Origin of the sequence: Streptomyces cyaneofuscatus (genome assembly GCF_042718795.1) — a bacterium.
Lineage (GTDB): Bacteria > Actinomycetota > Actinomycetes > Streptomycetales > Streptomycetaceae > Streptomyces > Streptomyces cyaneofuscatus_A.
The window spans coordinates 1-16,983 of the sequence record NZ_JBHXOX010000034.1 but is presented as its reverse complement, the minus strand read 5'-3'; the positions used below and the strand labels follow the sequence as shown (position 1 = coordinate 16,983).

At 72.2% G+C, this 16,983-nt stretch carries 14 protein-coding genes; 7 read left to right on the top strand and 7 right to left on the bottom strand.

All coding sequences use genetic code 11. The features are described 5' to 3' along the window. Positions 1–49 precede the first annotated feature (49 nt). From ACFWRT_RS31760 to ACFWRT_RS31745, 4 genes are read left to right on the top strand one after another with little or no spacing between them, the layout of a single operon-like run. Positions 50–3,145, top strand: a complete 3,096-nt coding sequence (locus tag ACFWRT_RS31760) for a sensor histidine kinase (RefSeq protein ID WP_380953204.1) — start codon at positions 50–52, stop codon at positions 3,143–3,145. After that, complete coding sequence (locus ACFWRT_RS31755; protein WP_015607287.1) at positions 3,142–3,585, top strand: roadblock/LC7 domain-containing protein; 444 nt, start codon at positions 3,142–3,144, stop codon at positions 3,583–3,585. Before ACFWRT_RS31760 ends, ACFWRT_RS31755 begins: the two co-directional genes overlap by 4 nt. A gap of 9 nt (positions 3,586–3,594) precedes the next feature. Beyond that, positions 3,595–4,035, top strand: coding sequence for a DUF742 domain-containing protein (locus ACFWRT_RS31750; RefSeq protein WP_380953205.1), 441 nt, complete (start codon positions 3,595–3,597; stop codon positions 4,033–4,035). Further along, positions 4,016–4,624, top strand: a complete 609-nt coding sequence (locus ACFWRT_RS31745) for a GTP-binding protein (RefSeq protein ID WP_380953206.1) — start codon at positions 4,016–4,018, stop codon at positions 4,622–4,624. The genes ACFWRT_RS31750 and ACFWRT_RS31745 overlap by 20 nt, the downstream gene beginning before the upstream one ends. Before the next feature lie 202 nt (positions 4,625–4,826). On the opposite strand, the gene ACFWRT_RS31740 is transcribed toward ACFWRT_RS31745, so the two are convergent. From ACFWRT_RS31740 to ACFWRT_RS31725, 4 genes are all read right to left on the bottom strand, one after another. After that, a complete protein-coding gene (locus ACFWRT_RS31740; RefSeq protein WP_380953207.1) occupies positions 4,827–6,017 on the bottom strand; it encodes a lipid-transfer protein in 1,191 nt (396 codons plus the stop codon). After that, a complete protein-coding gene (locus tag ACFWRT_RS31735; RefSeq protein WP_380953208.1) occupies positions 6,014–6,478 on the bottom strand; it encodes a Zn-ribbon domain-containing OB-fold protein in 465 nt (154 codons plus the stop codon). Before ACFWRT_RS31735 ends, ACFWRT_RS31740 begins: the two co-directional genes overlap by 4 nt. 158 nt (positions 6,479–6,636) lie before the next feature. Then, positions 6,637–6,984, bottom strand: a complete 348-nt coding sequence (locus ACFWRT_RS31730) for an Mpo1-like protein (protein WP_380953209.1) — start codon at positions 6,982–6,984, stop codon at positions 6,637–6,639. 106 nt (positions 6,985–7,090) lie between these two features. Further along, on the bottom strand, positions 7,091–7,900 hold the full coding sequence (locus ACFWRT_RS31725) for a M15 family metallopeptidase (RefSeq protein WP_380953210.1): 810 nt from the start codon (positions 7,898–7,900) through the stop codon (positions 7,091–7,093). A 60-nt stretch (positions 7,901–7,960) separates the two neighbouring features. On the opposite strand from ACFWRT_RS31725, the gene ACFWRT_RS31720 reads away from it, so the two are divergent. After that, positions 7,961–8,527 carry an NUDIX domain-containing protein gene (locus ACFWRT_RS31720; protein WP_380953211.1) on the top strand — a complete coding sequence of 189 codons (567 nt, stop codon included), beginning with the start codon at positions 7,961–7,963 and terminating at the stop codon, positions 8,525–8,527. A 95-nt stretch (positions 8,528–8,622) separates the two neighbouring features. On the opposite strand, the gene ACFWRT_RS31715 is transcribed toward ACFWRT_RS31720, so the two are convergent. Continuing rightward, positions 8,623–10,992 (bottom strand): glycoside hydrolase family 31 protein, encoded by a 2,370-nt coding sequence (locus tag ACFWRT_RS31715; RefSeq protein ID WP_380953212.1) that lies wholly within the window; start codon positions 10,990–10,992, stop codon positions 8,623–8,625. A gap of 226 nt (positions 10,993–11,218) precedes the next feature. Between ACFWRT_RS31715 and ACFWRT_RS31710 the strand changes: the two genes are divergently transcribed. Beyond that, positions 11,219–13,198 carry an acetoacetate--CoA ligase gene (locus ACFWRT_RS31710; RefSeq protein WP_380953213.1) on the top strand — a complete coding sequence of 660 codons (1,980 nt, stop codon included), beginning with the start codon at positions 11,219–11,221 and terminating at the stop codon, positions 13,196–13,198. Between the two features lie 62 nt (positions 13,199–13,260). Beyond that, the gene (locus ACFWRT_RS31705) at positions 13,261–14,208 is read left to right on the top strand and encodes a hypothetical protein (protein WP_380953214.1); all 948 of its coding nucleotides are present in this window, start codon (positions 13,261–13,263) and stop codon (positions 14,206–14,208) included. Between the two features lie 75 nt (positions 14,209–14,283). Here the strand turns inward: ACFWRT_RS31705 and ptsP are convergent, their stop codons facing one another. Both ptsP and ACFWRT_RS31695 read right to left on the bottom strand, forming a co-directional pair. After that, positions 14,284–15,954: a phosphoenolpyruvate--protein phosphotransferase gene (gene ptsP / locus ACFWRT_RS31700; protein WP_380953215.1), complete on the bottom strand. Its 1,671-nt coding sequence runs from the start codon at positions 15,952–15,954 to the stop codon at positions 14,284–14,286. Positions 15,955–16,030: 76 nt separating this feature from the next. Next, the gene (locus ACFWRT_RS31695) at positions 16,031–16,480 is read right to left on the bottom strand and encodes a PTS sugar transporter subunit IIA (RefSeq protein ID WP_018512548.1); all 450 of its coding nucleotides are present in this window, start codon (positions 16,478–16,480) and stop codon (positions 16,031–16,033) included. Positions 16,481–16,983: the final 503 nt, after the last annotated feature.

Genomic DNA, 16,983 nt, shown 5'->3' with positions numbered 1-16,983 from the left:
GACCGGGAGAAGACCACCCCCGCGGTGCGGGGCCGATCTGGGGGAGGCCATGCGCTTTCGCGGGAAGTCCATCCGCAGGAAGATCGTGGCGTTGCTGCTGGTGCCGCTCGTCTCCCTCACGGGCCTCTGGGTCCTCGCCACCTATGTCACCGGCCGCCAGGCGAGCGAGCTGATGAGCGTCAGCACCACCGTGGACAAGGTCTCCGGGCCCCTGGAGGAAGCGGTCCGGGTCGTGCAGGCCGAGCGCCGGCAGACCCTGGTCTTCCTGGCCGACCCCCGCGCCTCCGACGCCCTGCCGCTCCTGCTGAGCCAACGCGCCGACACCGACCGGATCGTGGCCGAGGTCAGGAACAGCGCCCGGCAGAACGACGTCCGCGAGGCGCTCGACGCCGAGGCCCGCACCCGCCTCGACGCGATCCTGAGCGCCGTCGACGGCCTGGACTCGCTGCGCGAATCCGTCGAGAAGCGCACCATCGGCCGGGCGAAGGCGATGGACTTCTACAACGGCCTCGTCGACCCCGCTTACCGCTTCCTCAACGGTCTCCACACCACGGACAACGGGTCGCTGGACAAGCAGATGCGGGCGCTCGTCGGGATATCCAGGGCCCGCGAGATGCTGTCGCGCGAGGACGCGCTGGTCGCCTCCAGCCTCATCGCGGGCCGCTTCACCACCGCCGAACTGCGCCAGATATCCGGCCTGGTGGCCCAGCGCGACCTGCTCTACGAGGTCAGCCTCGAAAACCTGCCCGGCGCCGAACGCCGCCGGGTCCAGCAGTACTGGAGCAGCCCGGACGCGGAACCGCTGCGTACCGCCGAGGACACCCTGATCGCCGCCGGGCCCACCAAGCGCCCCGGAGCCGTCGACACCGAGCGCTGGCAGGCGGCGGCCGTGCCCGTCCTCGACCGGCTGGCCGGCGACTCCACGAAGATGGGCGACCGCTTCCAGGACCGTGCGGAACCGGCCGGACACCGGGTCCTCGCCCAGGCCGGTATCGCCGGAGTCCTCGGCTTCCTGGCCCTGATCATCTCGATCTTCGTCTCCGTCCGCATCGGCCGTGAACTCGTCCGCGACCTCTCCCGGCTCCGCAAGGACGCCCACGAGGTCTCCGGCGTCCGGCTGCCGAGCGTCATGCGGCGGCTGGCCTCCGGCGAACAGGTCGACGTCGAGACCGAGGCCCCGCACCTCACCTACGAGCGCGACGAGATCGGCCAGGTCGGCCAGGCCCTCAACACCCTCCAGCGCGCCGCCGTCGAGGCCGCCGTCAAGCAGGCGGACATGCGGCGCGGCGTCTCCGAGGTCTTCGTCAACCTCGCCCGCCGCAACCAGGTCCTGCTGCACCGACAGTTGACCCTGCTGGACACCATGGAGCGCCGCACCGAGAACAGCGACGAGCTCGCCGACCTGTTCCGCCTCGACCACCTCACCACCCGTATGCGGCGCCACGCCGAAGGGCTCGTGATCCTCTCCGGCGCCGCCCCCTCCCGCCAGTGGCGCAAGCCCATCCAGCTCATGGACGTGGTCCGGGCCGCCGTCGCCGAGGTCGAGGACTACGAACGCATCGAGGTCCGGCGGCTGCCCCGGATCGGTGTGGGCGGCCCCGCCGTCGCCGACCTCACCCACCTCATCGCCGAACTCCTGGAGAACGCCACCGTCTTCTCACCCCCGCACACCGCGGTCCAGGTGCACGGCGAACGCGTCTCCAACGGCTTCACCCTCGAAATCCACGACCGCGGCCTCGGCATGCCCCCGGAAGTCCTCCTCGACGCCAACCTGAGGCTCGCCGAGACCCCCGACTTCGAGCTCTCCGACACCGACCGCCTCGGCCTCTTCGTGGTCAGCCGGCTCGCCCAGCGCCAGAACGTCCGGGTCTCCCTGCAGAAATCGCCGTACGGAGGCACCACCGCGGTCGTGTTCATCCCGGCCGCCCTCCTCACCGAGGCCCCCGACACCCACGGCACCGGCTTCCGTCTCGACCGCCGCGCCGAGCGGGCCATCGGCAGCGGCCGCACCGACGGCGACGCCCCGCCCGCCGACAGGACCACACCGGGCGGCGACCGCAGGGCGGGCGGCCGGTCCGCCGTCCTCTCCCCGGTCCCCACCGGGCTCACCGGACCGGCGGTGCTCGACGGCCCGGTGGAGCTGGAAGCCCCGGTCGGCCCCCTGGACCTCACCGGCGACCGGCTGGACCGCGCCTCGGACCCGGCGCTCGATCCGGCGCTCGACCCGGCCCTGGGGCCCGTACTCGACGGCGTCTCCGACCTGGAGGACACCGAGAGCGAGCGCGGCGGCATCTTCCGCGCCCGCGACCTGCGCCGCGACGACGGCCGGGACCCGCGCCGCGAGGACGACCGGAGCCCGCGCGGTGACGACGGCCGGGACCGGCGCCGAACCACCGGCCGCGACCAGCACCAGCACCAGCAGGCCCGCGACCACGGCGACGGCTCCACGGCCGAGGTCCGCCCGATGCGCCCTGCGGGCCCGGTACCGCTGCCGCGCCGCACCCCGCCGACCCTGGTCACCGACCGGGGCCGCCGGGTGGACGACCAGGTCCGGGACCCGGGCCAGGACCGGAGCCAGGACCTGGACCGCGACCAGAACCGCGACCGGGACGCCGCCGAGCCGCCCGCGACCGCACCCCGCACCCCGACCGGCCCGGTCGCGCACACCACCCCCTGGGCTGCCCGCGCCGCCGAGCGCACCCCCACACCGCTCAGGACCGTCGACCCGCTCAGCACCACCGCACCACCCCGCACCACCGCACCACCCCGCACCACCGCACCACCGCACACCCCAGAACCGCCGCACACCCCAGCACCACCCCGCACCACCGAGGCGCGCCCCGAGAACCCCCCGGCGCCGAACGGCCCACCCGCACCCGACACCGTGGGCGGCCTGCCCCGGCGGGTCCGGCAGGCCAGCCTCGCCCACCAGCTCCGCGAGGAGTCCGCCGACCGGACTCCGCACCGGGCGCCCGTGGACACGGTCGACGACTACGACCGTGACGCGGACGAGGTACGCAACCGCATGGCTTCACTCCAGCGCGGCTGGCAGCGCGGTCGTCGGCAGAACGCCGAGGACACCCACGACGCGACCGGCTCCGAGGGAACAGCACCAGGAACCACTCCGGGAGGGGACGGTCGATGACCGCACCGAACGCCGCAGCACCCAACCCCGCACGCCACGGCTCGGGCGAGCTGAACTGGCTGCTCGACGAACTCGTCCAGCGCGTCGCCAGCATCCGCAAGGCGCTGGTGCTCTCCAGCGACGGGCTCGCCACCGGCACCTCGCAGGATCTGACCCGGGAGGACAGCGAGCATCTGGCCGCCGTCGCCTCCGGGTTCCACAGCCTCGCCAAGGGCGTGGGCCGCCACTTCGACGCGGGCCGGGTCCGCCAGACCGTCGTCGAACTGGACGAGGCGTTCCTCTTCGTGACCGCGGCCGGGGACGGAAGCTGTCTCGCCGTCCTGGCCGACGCGGACTCCGACGTGGGCCAGGTGGCGTACGAGATGACGCTGATGGTCAAGCGCGTGGGGGCCCACCTGGCCAACGCCCCACGGACGACCGGTCTGCCCGCCGGAGGGTGAGGTCAGGGCATGAGCGCTGACACCCCCCGGGGCACGGATCCCGGATCCACGGACACGACCGCCGCCGACCCCCAGTCCTCCCGGTGGTACGACGCCGAGGCCGGCCCGGTGGTCCGCCCGTACGCCATGACCCGGGGGCGCACCAGCAGCGCCTCCCGGCACCGGCTCGACCTGATCGCCCTCGTCGTGCCCGAACCGGCCGCCGAGGATCCAGGCCGGGACCAGACGCTCGCCCCCGAACACGTCACGATCGTCGAACTCTGCAGCGACGCGCCCCAGTCGATCGCCGAGCTCGCCGCCGAACTCGACCTCCCGGTAGGGGTGGTACGGGTCCTCGTCGGCGATCTCGTCGAGGACGAGCTGGTGCACGTCACCCGTCCCGTTCCCCCGGCCGAGCTGCCGGACGTGAACATTCTTCGCGAGGTAATCAATGGCCTTCGGGCGCTCTAACCGCGTCAAGCAGCGGCCCGTCGAGCCCGTCACCCTGAAGATCCTGGTGGCGGGAGGGTTCGGCGTCGGCAAGACGACCGCGGTCGGCGCGGTCAGCGAGATCAGACCGCTGCGTACGGAGGAGCGCCTGAGCGAGGCGGGCCGCCCGGTGGACGACCTGGAGGGGGTCGAGTCCAAGACCACCACCACGGTCGCGATGGACTTCGGCCGGATCACGGTCCGCGAGGACCTGGTCCTCTACCTCTTCGGCACGCCGGGCCAGGACCGCTTCTGGTTCCTCTGGGACGAGCTGGCCCAAGGCGCCCTGGGAGCGGTCGTCCTCGCCGACACCCGTCGCCTGGAGGACTGCTTCGCCGCGGTCGACTACTTCGAACGCCGTCGGATCCCGTTCACCGTGGCCGTCAACTGCTTCGACGGGGCAGGGCAGTTCCCCGCCGAGACCGTGGAGGCGGCCCTCGATCTCGACCCCGAGGTCCCGGTGCTGCTGTGCGACGCGCGGGACCGCTCCTCCGTACGCGACGTCCTGATCGCGGTCGTCGAGCACGCGCTGGAGCGCGCGGCCCGCGACCGCGCGCCCATCGCCACCTGACAGCCCTACGCCCCTACAGCCCTGCGGCCCAACAGCCCTACCGGCCCCACAGCCCTACCGGCCCGGCCGGCCCTACGGTCGTACGCGTACGGCCCGTACCCCCGCCGACAGGGGTACGGGCCGTACGGCGTCCGGCGGACCGGGCTGCGAGTGTTCTGCGGCCATGACGAGCCGTCAAGCCATGGCCAGGCAAAAGGTGTTCTCAGCGGACGGCCACCACCGCCGAACCGTGCCCGAACAGCCCCTGGTTCGCCGTGATGCCCACCCGGGCCCCCGGCACCTGACGGTCCCCGGCCCGACCGCGCAACTGCCAGGTCAGCTCGCATACTTGGGCGATCGCCTGCGCGGGCACCGCCTCCCCGAACGAGGCGAGACCGCCGCTCACGTTGACCGGGACGCGGCCGCCCAGCGCGGTGACCCCTTCCCGTACGAGCTTCGCGCCCTCACCCGGACCGCACAGCCCGATGTCCTCGTACCACTCCAACTCCAGTGCGGTGGACAGGTCGTAGACCTCCGCCAGCGACAGATCCTCCGGCCCGATCCCCGCCTCCTCGTACGCGGCCCGGGCGATCGAGGACCGGAAGCTCTCCGGCGACGGCTCCACGGCCACCGCCGAATCGGTGCCGATGTCCGGGAGGTCGAGGACGGTCCGCGGGAACGTCGGCGTCACGGTGGAAACGGCCCGGATCCGCACGGGATCGGCCACCCCACGCCGCCGCGCGAACTCGATGCTGCACAGCACCAGCGCGGCGGCCCCGTCGGAGGTGGCGCAGATGTCCAGCAGCCGCAGCGGATCGGCGACGACGGCCGAGGCGGCGACTTCCGCCGCGCTCACCGGAGTCCGGTAGCGGGCGTACGCGTTCATCGCTCCCGCCGCCGCGTTCTTCACCTTGACCAGCGCGAAGTCCTCCGGCGTATCCCCGTACAGGGCCATCCGGCGGCGCGCGTACAGCCCGAAGTACGCCGGGTTCGTCGCCCCGAGCACCCGGAACCGCAGCCAGTCCGGGTCGTCCGGCCGCTCCCCGCCCGCCGGGGCGAAGAACCCCTTGGGCGCCGAGTCGGCCCCCACCACCAGGACCACGTCCGCCATCCCCGCCAGGATCCGGGCCCGCGCGGTGTCGATCGCCTGCGCCCCCGAAGCGCACGCGGCGTACACGGAGGTCACCCGCGCCCCCTGCCACCCCAGCGCCCGCGCGAACGTCGCCCCTGCCACGTACCCCGGATAGCCGCCCCGGACCGTCTGCGCACCGACCACCGACCCCACCTCGGGCCACCCGATGCCAGCGTCGTCGAGAGCGGCGCGCGCGGCGGCCCGCCCGTACGTGACGAAGCCGCGCCCCCACTTGCCCCACGGGTGCATTCCGGCCCCGAGGACGGCCACATCGCCGCTCACGGCAGAGCCTCCGCCGCCACGGGCCGCCAGTTCCACGTCGCGTGTACGGTGCCGGCCGCCCGGTCCTCGTCCAGGACGCCCGGCACCACCTCCACCACCGAGCCGACGGGCAGATCGTCCACGCCCACCCCGGGCGCGGCCTGCCCCAGCACCACCATGCGCTCGGCCGCCAGCTCCACGGCGACCAGGATGTACGGCACCCAGGGCACCTCGGGATCGCTGACGTACGGGGGAGGGGGCCGGTAGCGCCCGTCGGTGCAGGACCACACCGTGCCCCGCTTCGACAGCGGCACCACCTTCAGCTCCCCGCCGGGGCAGCGCGGATTGCGGCAGTGGCCGTCCTCGCGGGGGAAGTGGACCGACCGGCACCCCGAGCAGCGGGTGCCCAGCAGCCGGAACTCCTCCTCCGCGGTGTCCTCGGTGAACCAACCGGCCACCACGGGTATGCGCGTACGCGGCAAAGCCCCTCCCCGGCACTTAATCTGACGGAACGTCAGAAGTGTGCCACGGGCAGCGGCCCCCGGCGAGAGGGGCGGCGGCCCCCGGAGAGAGGAGCGACCACGAGAGCCCCTCCGTACGCGACCACGAGAGCCCCTCCGCACGCGACTCCGCACGCGGCTCAGCCGTTCTCGGCCAGCCACTTCGCCGCGGTCTCCGCCAGCTCCGCGTCCCGCCCGGCCAGCATCATCCCGATCATCCGCGCGTCCCCGCGCAACGACCACGCCGGATGCCCGAACGTCGCCGGGTTGTTCCTCTCGATCAGGAAATGCGCCGGCCAGGCCGTGCCGTACCCGATCAGCGGCAGCGCCGCCAGGTACCGCTTCCGCCCCCGCGCCAGCCCGTATGCCGTGATCGCGAGACCGGTGAGGGTGCCGGTCAGATGGACCCAGCGGGTGGCGGCCCGGGAGTGCATCGCGACGTAGTACGGCCAGAATTCCTCGTACGAATCGAACGTCTGCTGTGACATACGGGCACCGTAGCCGCCCGACCGGCAACCGAACACGCCCCTTTCGCGTCCGAAAAGAAGAACGGGCGGCCGGAGCCCACGGGGGTGGTCCCGGTCGCCCGTTCCTTCAGCGCCCGGCCACCGACCCGCGGTCGACCGGGAAGTCGAAATAGGTGTCCGGGAACAGCTCGGGCTTGTGCGTGAAGTGCCACCACTCCTCGGGCAGATTCACGAACCCCACCTCGGTCAATGTCCGCTTCAGGAACTGCCGGTTGGCGCGCTGCTTCCCCTGTATCCGGCGATCATCGGTGTGCGACAGGGTGTCGAAACAGTCGTAACCGGTGCCCATGTCAACCGAGTTGTCGGGGAACCGCTCCCCCTTCGGCGCGAAGCAGGGCGTCAGCCGCTCGCCCGGGCGGTACGGCCTGGTCGGCAGAGCCGGGAGCCGGACCAGCGTCAGGTCCACCGTGCTGCCCCTGCTGTGCCCGGACTTCTCCGCGATGTAACCGTCCGCGAACAACCGGCTCTTGTCGACCAGCGGATAGAACTCCCCCTTCATGGACTGGTCGTCGAGATCCTTCGCCCAGCGCACGAAGTGGTCCACCGCCCGCTGCGGCCGGTAACAGTCGTACACCTTCAGCGAATACCCCTGCCGCAGCAGCCGCTTCTGCGCCCGATGCAGAGCACGGGCGGCGGGCCGGGTCAGGATGCAGACCGGCTGCCGGTAACCGTCGACGCGCTCGCCGAGAAAGGTGTGCGCCGTGGTGTAGCGCATCTCCTGGATGATCGTCGGATCCACCGAACGCAACGCCACGAACCCATCGGGCGCGTGAGGTTCGGATCGGGCTTGCGCCGACGTAGGAGAGGCTGCCGTGGCGAAGAGCAGAGCGGCTCCGGCGGTGGCCAAGGCGCGGAGAGCGGTACGCATTCCTGTCATGGTCACACCGTCTATCAGCTTCGCCGCCCCGGCGAAAGGACGATCGGATACAGTCCGCCCGTGTCCGAGCCCACCAACAGCCCCGCCCCGACGACCCGTCGGCAGCCGGCCCCGTACGTCAGGGACTCCCACTGCTCCACCTGCGGCGCCCCGTACCCCGCCCTGACCACTCCCGGCACCTGGCCCCGCACCTGCCCCCGCTGCGGCACCACCGCCTACCGCAACCCGCTCCCGGTCGCCGTGGCCCTGCTCCCCGTGACCGGCCCCGACGCAACCGGACTCGTCGTCATCACGCGCACCATCCAGCCGCAGAAGGGCGGCACAGCGCTGCCCGGCGGTTTCGTCGACCACGCCGAGGACTGGCGCCACGCGGTCGTCCGGGAACTGTACGAGGAGACCGGGATCGAGGCCGACGAACAGGACGTCCGCCTCGCCGACGCCCTCAGCGACACCGCCGGCCACCTCCTGCTCTTCGGCCTCCTCCCGCAACGCCCCCTCGCGAGCCTGCCGTCCTCCGTCCCCACCCAGGAGACCTCGGGTTACGAGATCCTGTACGCACCCCGCCCCCTGACCTTCCCGCTGCACACGGAAGCGGCGAACGCCTGGTTCGCGGGCCGCTACGGCTGAGGCGCACAGTGATCCGCCTCAGGGGATCCGCCCCAGGGATCCGCCCCGGCGGCTTCGCCCCGGGGGATCCGACGAACGCGCCCCGCCGAAGCCCCCTACCCCTCCACCACCGCCCCCCGAACCCGCACCGGCAGCCCCACCGCCCCCGCCCCGGACCCACCGTCCCGCTCCACCACCACGCGGTCCCCCTCCCACCGCGACACATACCGCTCCACCTCGGCCTCCGCCCACCCGTCACCCGGGTCCCGGACCACAAGACCGCCCCCGGTCCGCCCCGGAGCCGGCGCCCACACCTCCAGCTCCAGCTCCCCGTCCGCGTCCCGCACCGGAACGACCGCCCCCGCCCGCGCCAGCACCGGAATCCGGGAGAGCGGCGCCTCGACCACCACCGGCCCCGGCCCCTCGTACGCCCGCCCGGTCACCGTGTCGTACCAGCGCCCCCGGGGCAGCCGCACCACCCGCCGGTCCGCCCCGGCCTCCATCACCGGCGCCACCAGCAGCGCATCGCCCAGCAGGAACGCGTCCTCGCACCCCCGCAACGCCCGGTCGCCCGGCGCTGCCCACCACACCGGCCGCACATAGGGCGCCCCCGACAGCCGCGCCACGTGCGACAGTGTCACGAAGTACGGGTGCAGCCGCTCCCGCTCCACCAGCGCCGCCCGCGCGTGCTCCAGCACCTCGGGCCCGAACTCCCACGGCTCCCGGCGCCCCGCGTCGATCGCCGAATGCGTCCGGAACAACGGCAGGTACGCGCCCAGCTGGAACCACCGCAGATACAGCTCCGGCGACGGGAACCCGTCGAACCCGCCCACATCCGGACCCGAGTACGGCACCCCGCACAGCCCGAGACCCAGCACCAGCGAGAGCGAGGCCCGCAGCCCCGGCCACCCGGTCGACACATCACCGGACCAGGTGCCCCCGTATCTCTGCATCCCCGCCCACCCCGACCGCGAGAACAGGAACGGCCGCTCCTCGGGACGCAGCCGGAGCAGACCCTCGTACCCGGCACGCGCCATCGCCAGCCCGTACACGTTGTGCGCCTCGCGATGGTCGCCGCCCGCGCCCTCCAGCACATGCCGGGCCGAACGCGGCAGCGACGGGTCCCCGAACGCGGTGAACGACACCGGCTCGTTCATGTCGTGCCAGACCCCCGAGAAGCCCTGCGCGAGCCGCTCCTCGTACAGAGATCCCCACCATTCCCGCACAACCGGATCGGTGAAATCCGGATAGGCGCAGGCCCCGGGCCACACCTCGCCCACCACCACCCGCCCCCGCGCGTCCCGGACGTACGCCCCACGCTCCCCGAGCGCCACACCCGCGTCGAACACCGCGTCACCCGGCGCCGCCTTCACCGCCGGATCCACGATCGACACCAGCCGCACGCCCTCCTCGCGCAACTCCTTCGCCAGCCCGGGCAGCGAGGGGAACCGCCCCCGGTCCACCGTGAACACCCGGTGCCCGTCGTAGTGGTCGATGTCCAGATGCAGCACCGACAGCGGAAGCCCCCGCTCCCGGTACCCGGCCACCACCCGCCGTACCTCCCGCTCACTCCCGAACCCCCACCGCGCGTGCTGCGGCCCCAGCGCCCACGACGGCGGCACCGCCGGCGCCCCCGTCAGTGCCGTCCACCCCCGCAGCACCCGGGCCGGCGTCCCCGCCACCACCCAGCACCGCAGCGGCCCGCCGTCCATCCGCACCTCGCACGTCCCCGGCCGGTCGTGCCCCGAGCCCGCGCCCTCCTCGCCCTCACGCACCACCACCCGACCCGCCCAGGTGTTGTCGTGGAACGCCAGATGAGTCCCGGCGTCCGACACCACCACCTGCACGGGCATCGTCAGATACAGCGGATCGTCCCCCGGACCGAACCGCCCGCCCGGGTCCGTGTTCCACAGCCCGTACGCCCCGTCCCGCAGCCGGGGCCCCGACGCCCGCCCGCCGAGCCCGAAGAACCGCGCGTCCGCCGGCACCTCCGACCGCTGCACCCACCGCACCGCACCCCCGCCCACCGGCTCCCACCAGCGCGGCGGCAGCTCCCGGCGCAGCAGCACCCCACCCGGCGTCCGCAGCTCCACCGCACCGGTCCGCGACACCACCACGGTCAGCCGCTCGGAGACCACCTGCCAGCCGCCGTCCTTGCCCGGCTCCAGCACCGCCCGCGGATCCGGCCCCGGCACCTCACCCGCCAGCGCGTACGACGGCAGCGGATCCGCCCCGTCCCACGCCCAGAACACCGCCCCGCCCACCGCCACCCGGATCCGCAGCTCCGAACGGGCGAACCGCACCACACCCCCGCCGGGACCCGGCTCAGCCCCCACCAGAGCCCCGGGCACCCGGGCCCGCTCCGCACCGCGCGGAGGCAGCGCACGCGCATCCGCCGACCGGCGCCGCCAGGCCGCGCGCACCGTGCGCAGCCCCCGTACCGAACCGACCAACCTCACCCGACGCACCAGGTCACGACCGTCCATGGCGCACACCATGCCACCCGCCAGGACCGCAGAACCTCCCGTTCAACTCCCGTTCACTCGCCTCGGCCGACACCCCGGCCGAGGAATCGAAGCCCGCATCACGCCGGGTGACCCTGGTGCCGCAGACGATCACATGGCATCGTCCGTGTCAGCCGCTCACGCGCACACCCCAGCCCGTGCGCGCCGACACGCCACCCGCGTACCCGTCCAGCCAGGGAGCCGCCCCATGACCGCAGCCACGCCCGACGCCCCCCTCTGGCAGCCCAGCCCCGAGCGCATCGAGGCCGCGGCCGTGACCCGCTTCCAGAGCTGGGCCGCGAGCCGCTTCGGAGCCCCGGCCGACGGCGGGTACGCGGCCCTGCACCGCTGGTCCGTCGACGAGCTCGACACCTTCTGGCAGGCCGTCGCCGAGTGGTTCGACATCCGCTTCTCGACGCCGTACGAGAGCGTCCTGGGCGAGCGCACCATGCCCGGCGCCACCTGGTTCCCCGGCGCCACCCTCAACTACGCGGAACACGCCCTGCGCACCGCCGAGGACCCGGCCCGCGCCGACAGCCCCGCCCTCCTGTACGTCGACGAGACGCACACCCAGGTCCCCATCAGCTGGTCCGACCTCCGCCGCCAGGTCGGCGCCCTCGCCGCCGAACTCCGCGCCCTCGGCGTCACCCCCGGCGACCGCGTCAGCGGCTACCTCCCCAACATCCCGCAGGCCGTCGTCGCCTTCCTCGCCACCGCGGCCGTCGGCGGCGTCTGGACCTCCTGCGCCCCCGACTTCGGCGCCCGCAGCGTCCTCGACCGGTTCCAGCAGATCGAACCCGTCGTCCTCTTCACCGTCGACGGCTACCGCTACGGCGGCAAGGAGCACGACCGTACGGAGACCGTCGCCGAACTCCGCCGCGAGCTGCCCACCCTCCGCGCCGTCGTCCACATCCCGCTGCTCGGCACCGACGCCCCCGAAGGCGCCCTCGCCTGGGCCGCCCTCACCTCCGCCGACACCGAGCCCGTCTTCGAACAGGTCCCCTTCGACCACCCGCTCTGGGTCCTCTACTCCTCCGGCACCACCGGCCTGCCCAAGGCCATCGTCCAGTCCCAGGGCGGCATCCTGCTCGAACACTTCAAGCAGCTCGGCCTGCACTGCGACCTCGGCCCCGAGGACCGCTTCTTCTGGTACACCTCCACCGGCTGGATGATGTGGAACTTCCTCGTCTCCGGCCTCCTCACCGGCACCACCGTCGTCCTGTACGACGGCAGCCCCGGCTACCCGGACGTCAGCGCCCAGTGGCGGATCGCCGAACAGACCGGCGCCACCCTCTACGGCACCTCCGCCGCGTATGTCATGGCCTGCCGCAAGGCCGACATCCACCCCGGCCGCGACTTCGACCTCTCCCGTGTCCAGTGCGTGGCCACCACCGGCTCGCCGCTCCCGCCCGACGGCTTCCGCTGGCTCCACGACGAGGTGGCCGAGGACCTCTGGATCGCCTCCGTCAGCGGCGGCACCGACGTCTGCTCCTGCTTCGCCGGAGCCGTTCCCACCCTCCCGGTCCACATCGGCGAACTCCAGGCCCCCTGCCTCGGCACCGACCTCCAGTCCTGGGACCCGTCCGGCAAACCGCTCACCGACGAGGTCGGCGAACTGGTCGTCACCAACCCGCTCCCCTCCATGCCGATCCGCTTCTGGAACGACCCCGACGGCAGCCGCTACCACGACAGCTACTTCGACATGTACCCCGGCGTCTGGCGCCACGGCGACTGGATCACCCTCACCGACCACGGCTCGGTGATCATCCACGGCCGCTCCGACTCCACCCTCAACCGCCAGGGCGTCCGCATGGGCTCCGCCGACATCTACGAGGCCGTCGAACGGCTTCCCGAGATCCGCGAGTCCCTCGTCATCGGCCTGGAAGAGCCGGACGGCGGCTACTGGATGCCGCTCTTCGTCCACCTCACGGAAGGCGCCACCCTCGACGACGACCTGCGGGCCGCGATCAAGGCGACCATCCGCGAGAACCTCTCCCCGCGCCACGTACCGGACGAGGTCATCGAGGTCCCCGCCATCCCGCACACCCTCACCGGCAAGCGCATCGAGGTCCCGGTCAAGCGCCTGCTCCAGGGCACCGAGCTGGCCAAGGCGGTCAACCCGGGCTCGGTCGACAACCTCGACCTGCTCCACTTCTACGCCGAACTGGCCGCGAGCCGCCGTAGCTGACCGATTGTCAGTCCCCCTGACTACGCTGAGTGAGCAAGGATTCACCGCGCACAGGGGGACACATGGCGCAGCAGAAGAACACCGAACACGGCTCCGCACACAACGCGAAGCACCGCATCAAACCCAGCACCAAACAGGACACCACCCTCCGCCGCACATTGCGCCGCGAAGCCCCCAGCACCATCGGCCTCCTGGTCGACGTCCAGGACTTCGCGGCCATGCGCCGTTACCGCACCTTCCCCTTCGACGACCACGCCGCCTACCTGCACCAGGTCGAAGGCCTGCTCACCTCACTGGCCGCCCAGGGCATGCACACCACGATCGCCCTCTTCGACCCCGAGGACTACGCGGAGTTCTGCGCGGAGTCCGGACTCGACGCGGACACCGGCACGAGCCGCAGCCGCTTCACCGCCGAGATCGCCGCCGCCGGAGCCACCGTCGCCTACACCGGCCAACGCCTGACCGACCTCATCCCGCTCCTGGTCTCCCGCGCGGTCCGCCAGGCCACGTGGGAGTACGCCACACTTCTCCTCGCCGACCTCGGCGCCTGCGTGGACTGCGGCCAGGACATCGGACGCGCCGCGTTCGACCGGGCCTCCCACCTCCTGACCCGCTTGCTGGAAGCGGCCGGACCGGGCACCCACCATCTGGTCTGCTCCACCCCGACGGAGAACGACCAGCTCCTGGCGGTGCTCCACACCCACCGCGACACCACGGGCCCGGTCCGCCTGGACACCTCGGAAGGAGCGGAGTTCGCCACGGTGCTCGCGGTGGCGATCGCCCTGGAGTCGCCCGGGGGAGTGGTCCTCCGCACCAGCACCCCCGACAGCCCGGACCGCGTCCACGGCTGGCGACTGGCGTACGGCGCCCTCGCCCCGCTCACCGCCGGCGAGGTCTTCAACGCCTACTGCACCGACGCCGAGACCGGAGATCCCGTCTCCCCGGAATCCGGCGTGGAGTACAGCGCGGGATTCGACATCGGAGCCGACCCCGCGGAAAGGCACCACTGACGAGGACGGCGCACACGACAGGAGGGGCTCCCCACCACCAGGCGGGAAGCCCCTCCGACGAACAACTCACACCGGCTACTCGCCGGACAGCACAGCCTGAGCCGCGTTGCGCGCCTCTTCGGCGGAGTCGGCCGACCGCGCGGCGTTGGCCGCACGCTCGCACTGGGCCAGCGTGTACTTGGCCAGTGTGGCGCGCACATAAGGAATGGACGCGGCACCCATGGAGAGCGAGGTGACACCCAGACCCGTCAGCACACAGGCCAGCAGAGGATCCGCGGCAGCCTCACCACAGACCCCACAGCTCTTGCCCTCGGCACGAGCCGCCTCGGCGGACAGCGCGACGAGATCCAGCAGCGCCGGCTGCCACGGGTCCTGGAGCCGCGACACCGCACCCACCTGACGGTCGGCCGCGAAGGTGTACTGCGCCAGGTCGTTGGTGCCCAGCGAAAGGAACTCGACCTCCTGGAGGATCGACCGTGCCCGCAGAGCGGCGGACGGAATCTCCACCATCGCGCCGAACTTCGCCTGCAACCCCGCCTCACGGCACGCGTCCGCGAACGCCTTGGCGTCGATGCGGTCGGCCACCATGGGCGCCATGACCTCCAGGTACACCGGCAGACCCTCGGCGGCCTTCGCCAGCGCGGTGAGCTGGGTACGCAGCACGTCCGGGTGGTCCAGCAGGCTGCGCAGCCCCCGGACACCGAGCGCCGGGTTCGGCTCGTCGGCCGGCGTCAGGAAGTCCAGCGGCTTGTCGGCGCCGGCGTCCAGTACGCGTACGACGACACGCCCCTCAGGGAACGCCTCCAGCACCGCACGGTAGGCCGCGACCTGCTTCTCCTCGGAAGGAGCCTGCTTGCTGTCGTCCAGGAAGAGGAACTCGGTGCGGAACAGCCCGACACCCTCGGCCCCCGCCTCGACCGCCGCGGGCACATCGGCCGGACCGCCGACATTGGCGAGCAGCGGCACCTTGTGCCCGTCCGACGTGGCACCCGGACCGGTCGAGGCGGACAACGCAGCCTTACGAGCGGCAGCGGCGGCCTCCATCTCGGCCCGCTTCTCCGCGCTCGGATCGACGAAGATCTCACCGGTGCTGCCGTCCACGGCCACGACCGTGCCCTCGGCCAGCTCACCGGCGCCCGGCAGAGCCACCACGGCGGGAACGCCGAGCGCCCGCGCCAGGATGGCGCTGTGGCTGGTAGGCCCGCCCTCCTCGGTGACGAAGCCGAGCACCAGAGTCGGGTCGAGCAGCGCCGTGTCCGCCGGCGCAAGATCGCGCGCGATGAGCACGTACGGCTCGTCGCTGTCCGGAACCCCGGGCATCGGCACACCGAGCAGCCGCGCCACGATCCGGTTCCGTACGTCGTCGAGGTCCGCGACCCGCCCCGCCAGGTACTCCCCGGCATTGGCGAGCAGCGCCCGGTACGCGGCGAACGCGTCGTACACCGCGCGCTCAGCGGTGCTGCCCACCGCGATACGCCGGTCGACATCGGACATCAGCTCGGGGTCCTGGGCCATCATGGCCTGCGCCTCGAGCACGTGCTGTGCCTCGCCGCCGGCCAGATTGCCGCGCGCGATCAGATCGGCCGCGACCGCCTCCACCGCCTGCCGGGCACGCCCCTGTTCGCGACCGGCCTCCTCGGCGGGAATCGATTTGGCGGGCGGCTCCAGCACCGCCGTTCCCATGTGCCGAACCTCGCCGATGGCCACACCGTGGCTCACGCCGACGCCTCGCAGCGTTGTCTCCATTTCACCCGTCTCCGGTTGTGCGGTGACCGAGTCACCGCGGTGGTTGTGCAACTGGCTGGTCACTGCGCCCGAGGCGTTACTGCCAGCCGAACAGCGTGTCGCCGACCTTCACGTCCCCGTCCTCACGGACATCGGAGAGCGACTCGGCGGTGGCCTCCAGGGCCACGATCGGGCAGATGGGTGACTTGCCGGCCGCCTCGACGCCGGCCGGGTCCCAGCGCACGATGCTCTGGCCCCGGGTCACCGTGTCCCCCTTGTTGACGAGAAGCTCGAAGCCCTCGCCGTTGAGCTGGACGGTGTCGATACCGAGGTGCGTCAGCACCCCGTGCCCGTCGGCGTCGACGACGACGAACGCGTGGGGGTGAAGAGAGACGACGATGCCGTCGACCGGGGACACGGCCTCGGAGGGCTCACGTACGGGGTCGATGGCGGTGCCGGGACCGACCATCGCGCCGGAGAAGACCGGGTCGGGAACCGCGGTGAGTCCGATGGCGCGTCCAGCAAGAGGGGACGTCACGTTGGTCATGGGGAGCCTCCCAGGGGGTGGAGATTCAGGTGTCGCCGCCGCGGCTGATGTGGGGACGGCGTACTGCTCAGCAGAGTAAGTCATATGAAGTCCCGGTTCCGCCCGAGACCGCCCGGTTGACAGCCCTAGGGGTGCACCGCAAGCGATTTGCCTCGGTCCCCGGCGGCCTGTACTGTCGTACTCCTGCCTGACCCCAACGCGACTTTGAGTCGGGGGTCGGCGGCAACCTTCAAGCCCAAATCCTAACCCTGAACCTCTCTTTGGCATGCCCGAGGGACGTGGTCAGGGAGACGGAAAAGGCCTGATAGAGTCGGACTCGCCGAAAGGGAAAACGCGAAAGCGAAGACCTGGAAAGCGAAAAGCAGCAAAACCGCTTGACCCGCTTCGACAGGGAATCGGACACGAAAAAGTCTGATAGAGTCGGAAACGCAGGACAGCAAGACAAAGAAACACGAAGGGAAGCGCCCGGAGGGCCCCGGTGAAACGGGACCGAAGGAAGCGTC

Bases quoted from the DNA above. Each gene is read 5' to 3' on its own strand.
- ACFWRT_RS31760 (WP_380953204.1), top strand. From the start codon at position 50: ATGCGCTTTCGCGGGAAGTCCATCCGCAGGAAGATCGTGGCGTTGCTG.
- ACFWRT_RS31755 (WP_015607287.1), top strand. From the start codon at position 3,142: ATGACCGCACCGAACGCCGCAGCACCCAACCCCGCACGCCACGGCTCG.
- ACFWRT_RS31750 (WP_380953205.1), top strand. From the start codon at position 3,595: ATGAGCGCTGACACCCCCCGGGGCACGGATCCCGGATCCACGGACACG.
- ACFWRT_RS31745 (WP_380953206.1), top strand. From the start codon at position 4,016: ATGGCCTTCGGGCGCTCTAACCGCGTCAAGCAGCGGCCCGTCGAGCCC.
- ACFWRT_RS31730 (WP_380953209.1), bottom strand. From the start codon at position 6,984: ATGTCACAGCAGACGTTCGATTCGTACGAGGAATTCTGGCCGTACTAC.
- ACFWRT_RS31725 (WP_380953210.1), bottom strand. From the start codon at position 7,900: ATGACAGGAATGCGTACCGCTCTCCGCGCCTTGGCCACCGCCGGAGCC.
- ACFWRT_RS31715 (WP_380953212.1), bottom strand. From the start codon at position 10,992: ATGGACGGTCGTGACCTGGTGCGTCGGGTGAGGTTGGTCGGTTCGGTA.
- ACFWRT_RS31710 (WP_380953213.1), top strand. From the start codon at position 11,219: ATGACCGCAGCCACGCCCGACGCCCCCCTCTGGCAGCCCAGCCCCGAG.
- ACFWRT_RS31705 (WP_380953214.1), top strand. From the start codon at position 13,261: ATGGCGCAGCAGAAGAACACCGAACACGGCTCCGCACACAACGCGAAG.
- ptsP (WP_380953215.1), bottom strand. From the start codon at position 15,954: ATGGAGACAACGCTGCGAGGCGTCGGCGTGAGCCACGGTGTGGCCATC.
- ACFWRT_RS31695 (WP_018512548.1), bottom strand. From the start codon at position 16,480: ATGACCAACGTGACGTCCCCTCTTGCTGGACGCGCCATCGGACTCACC.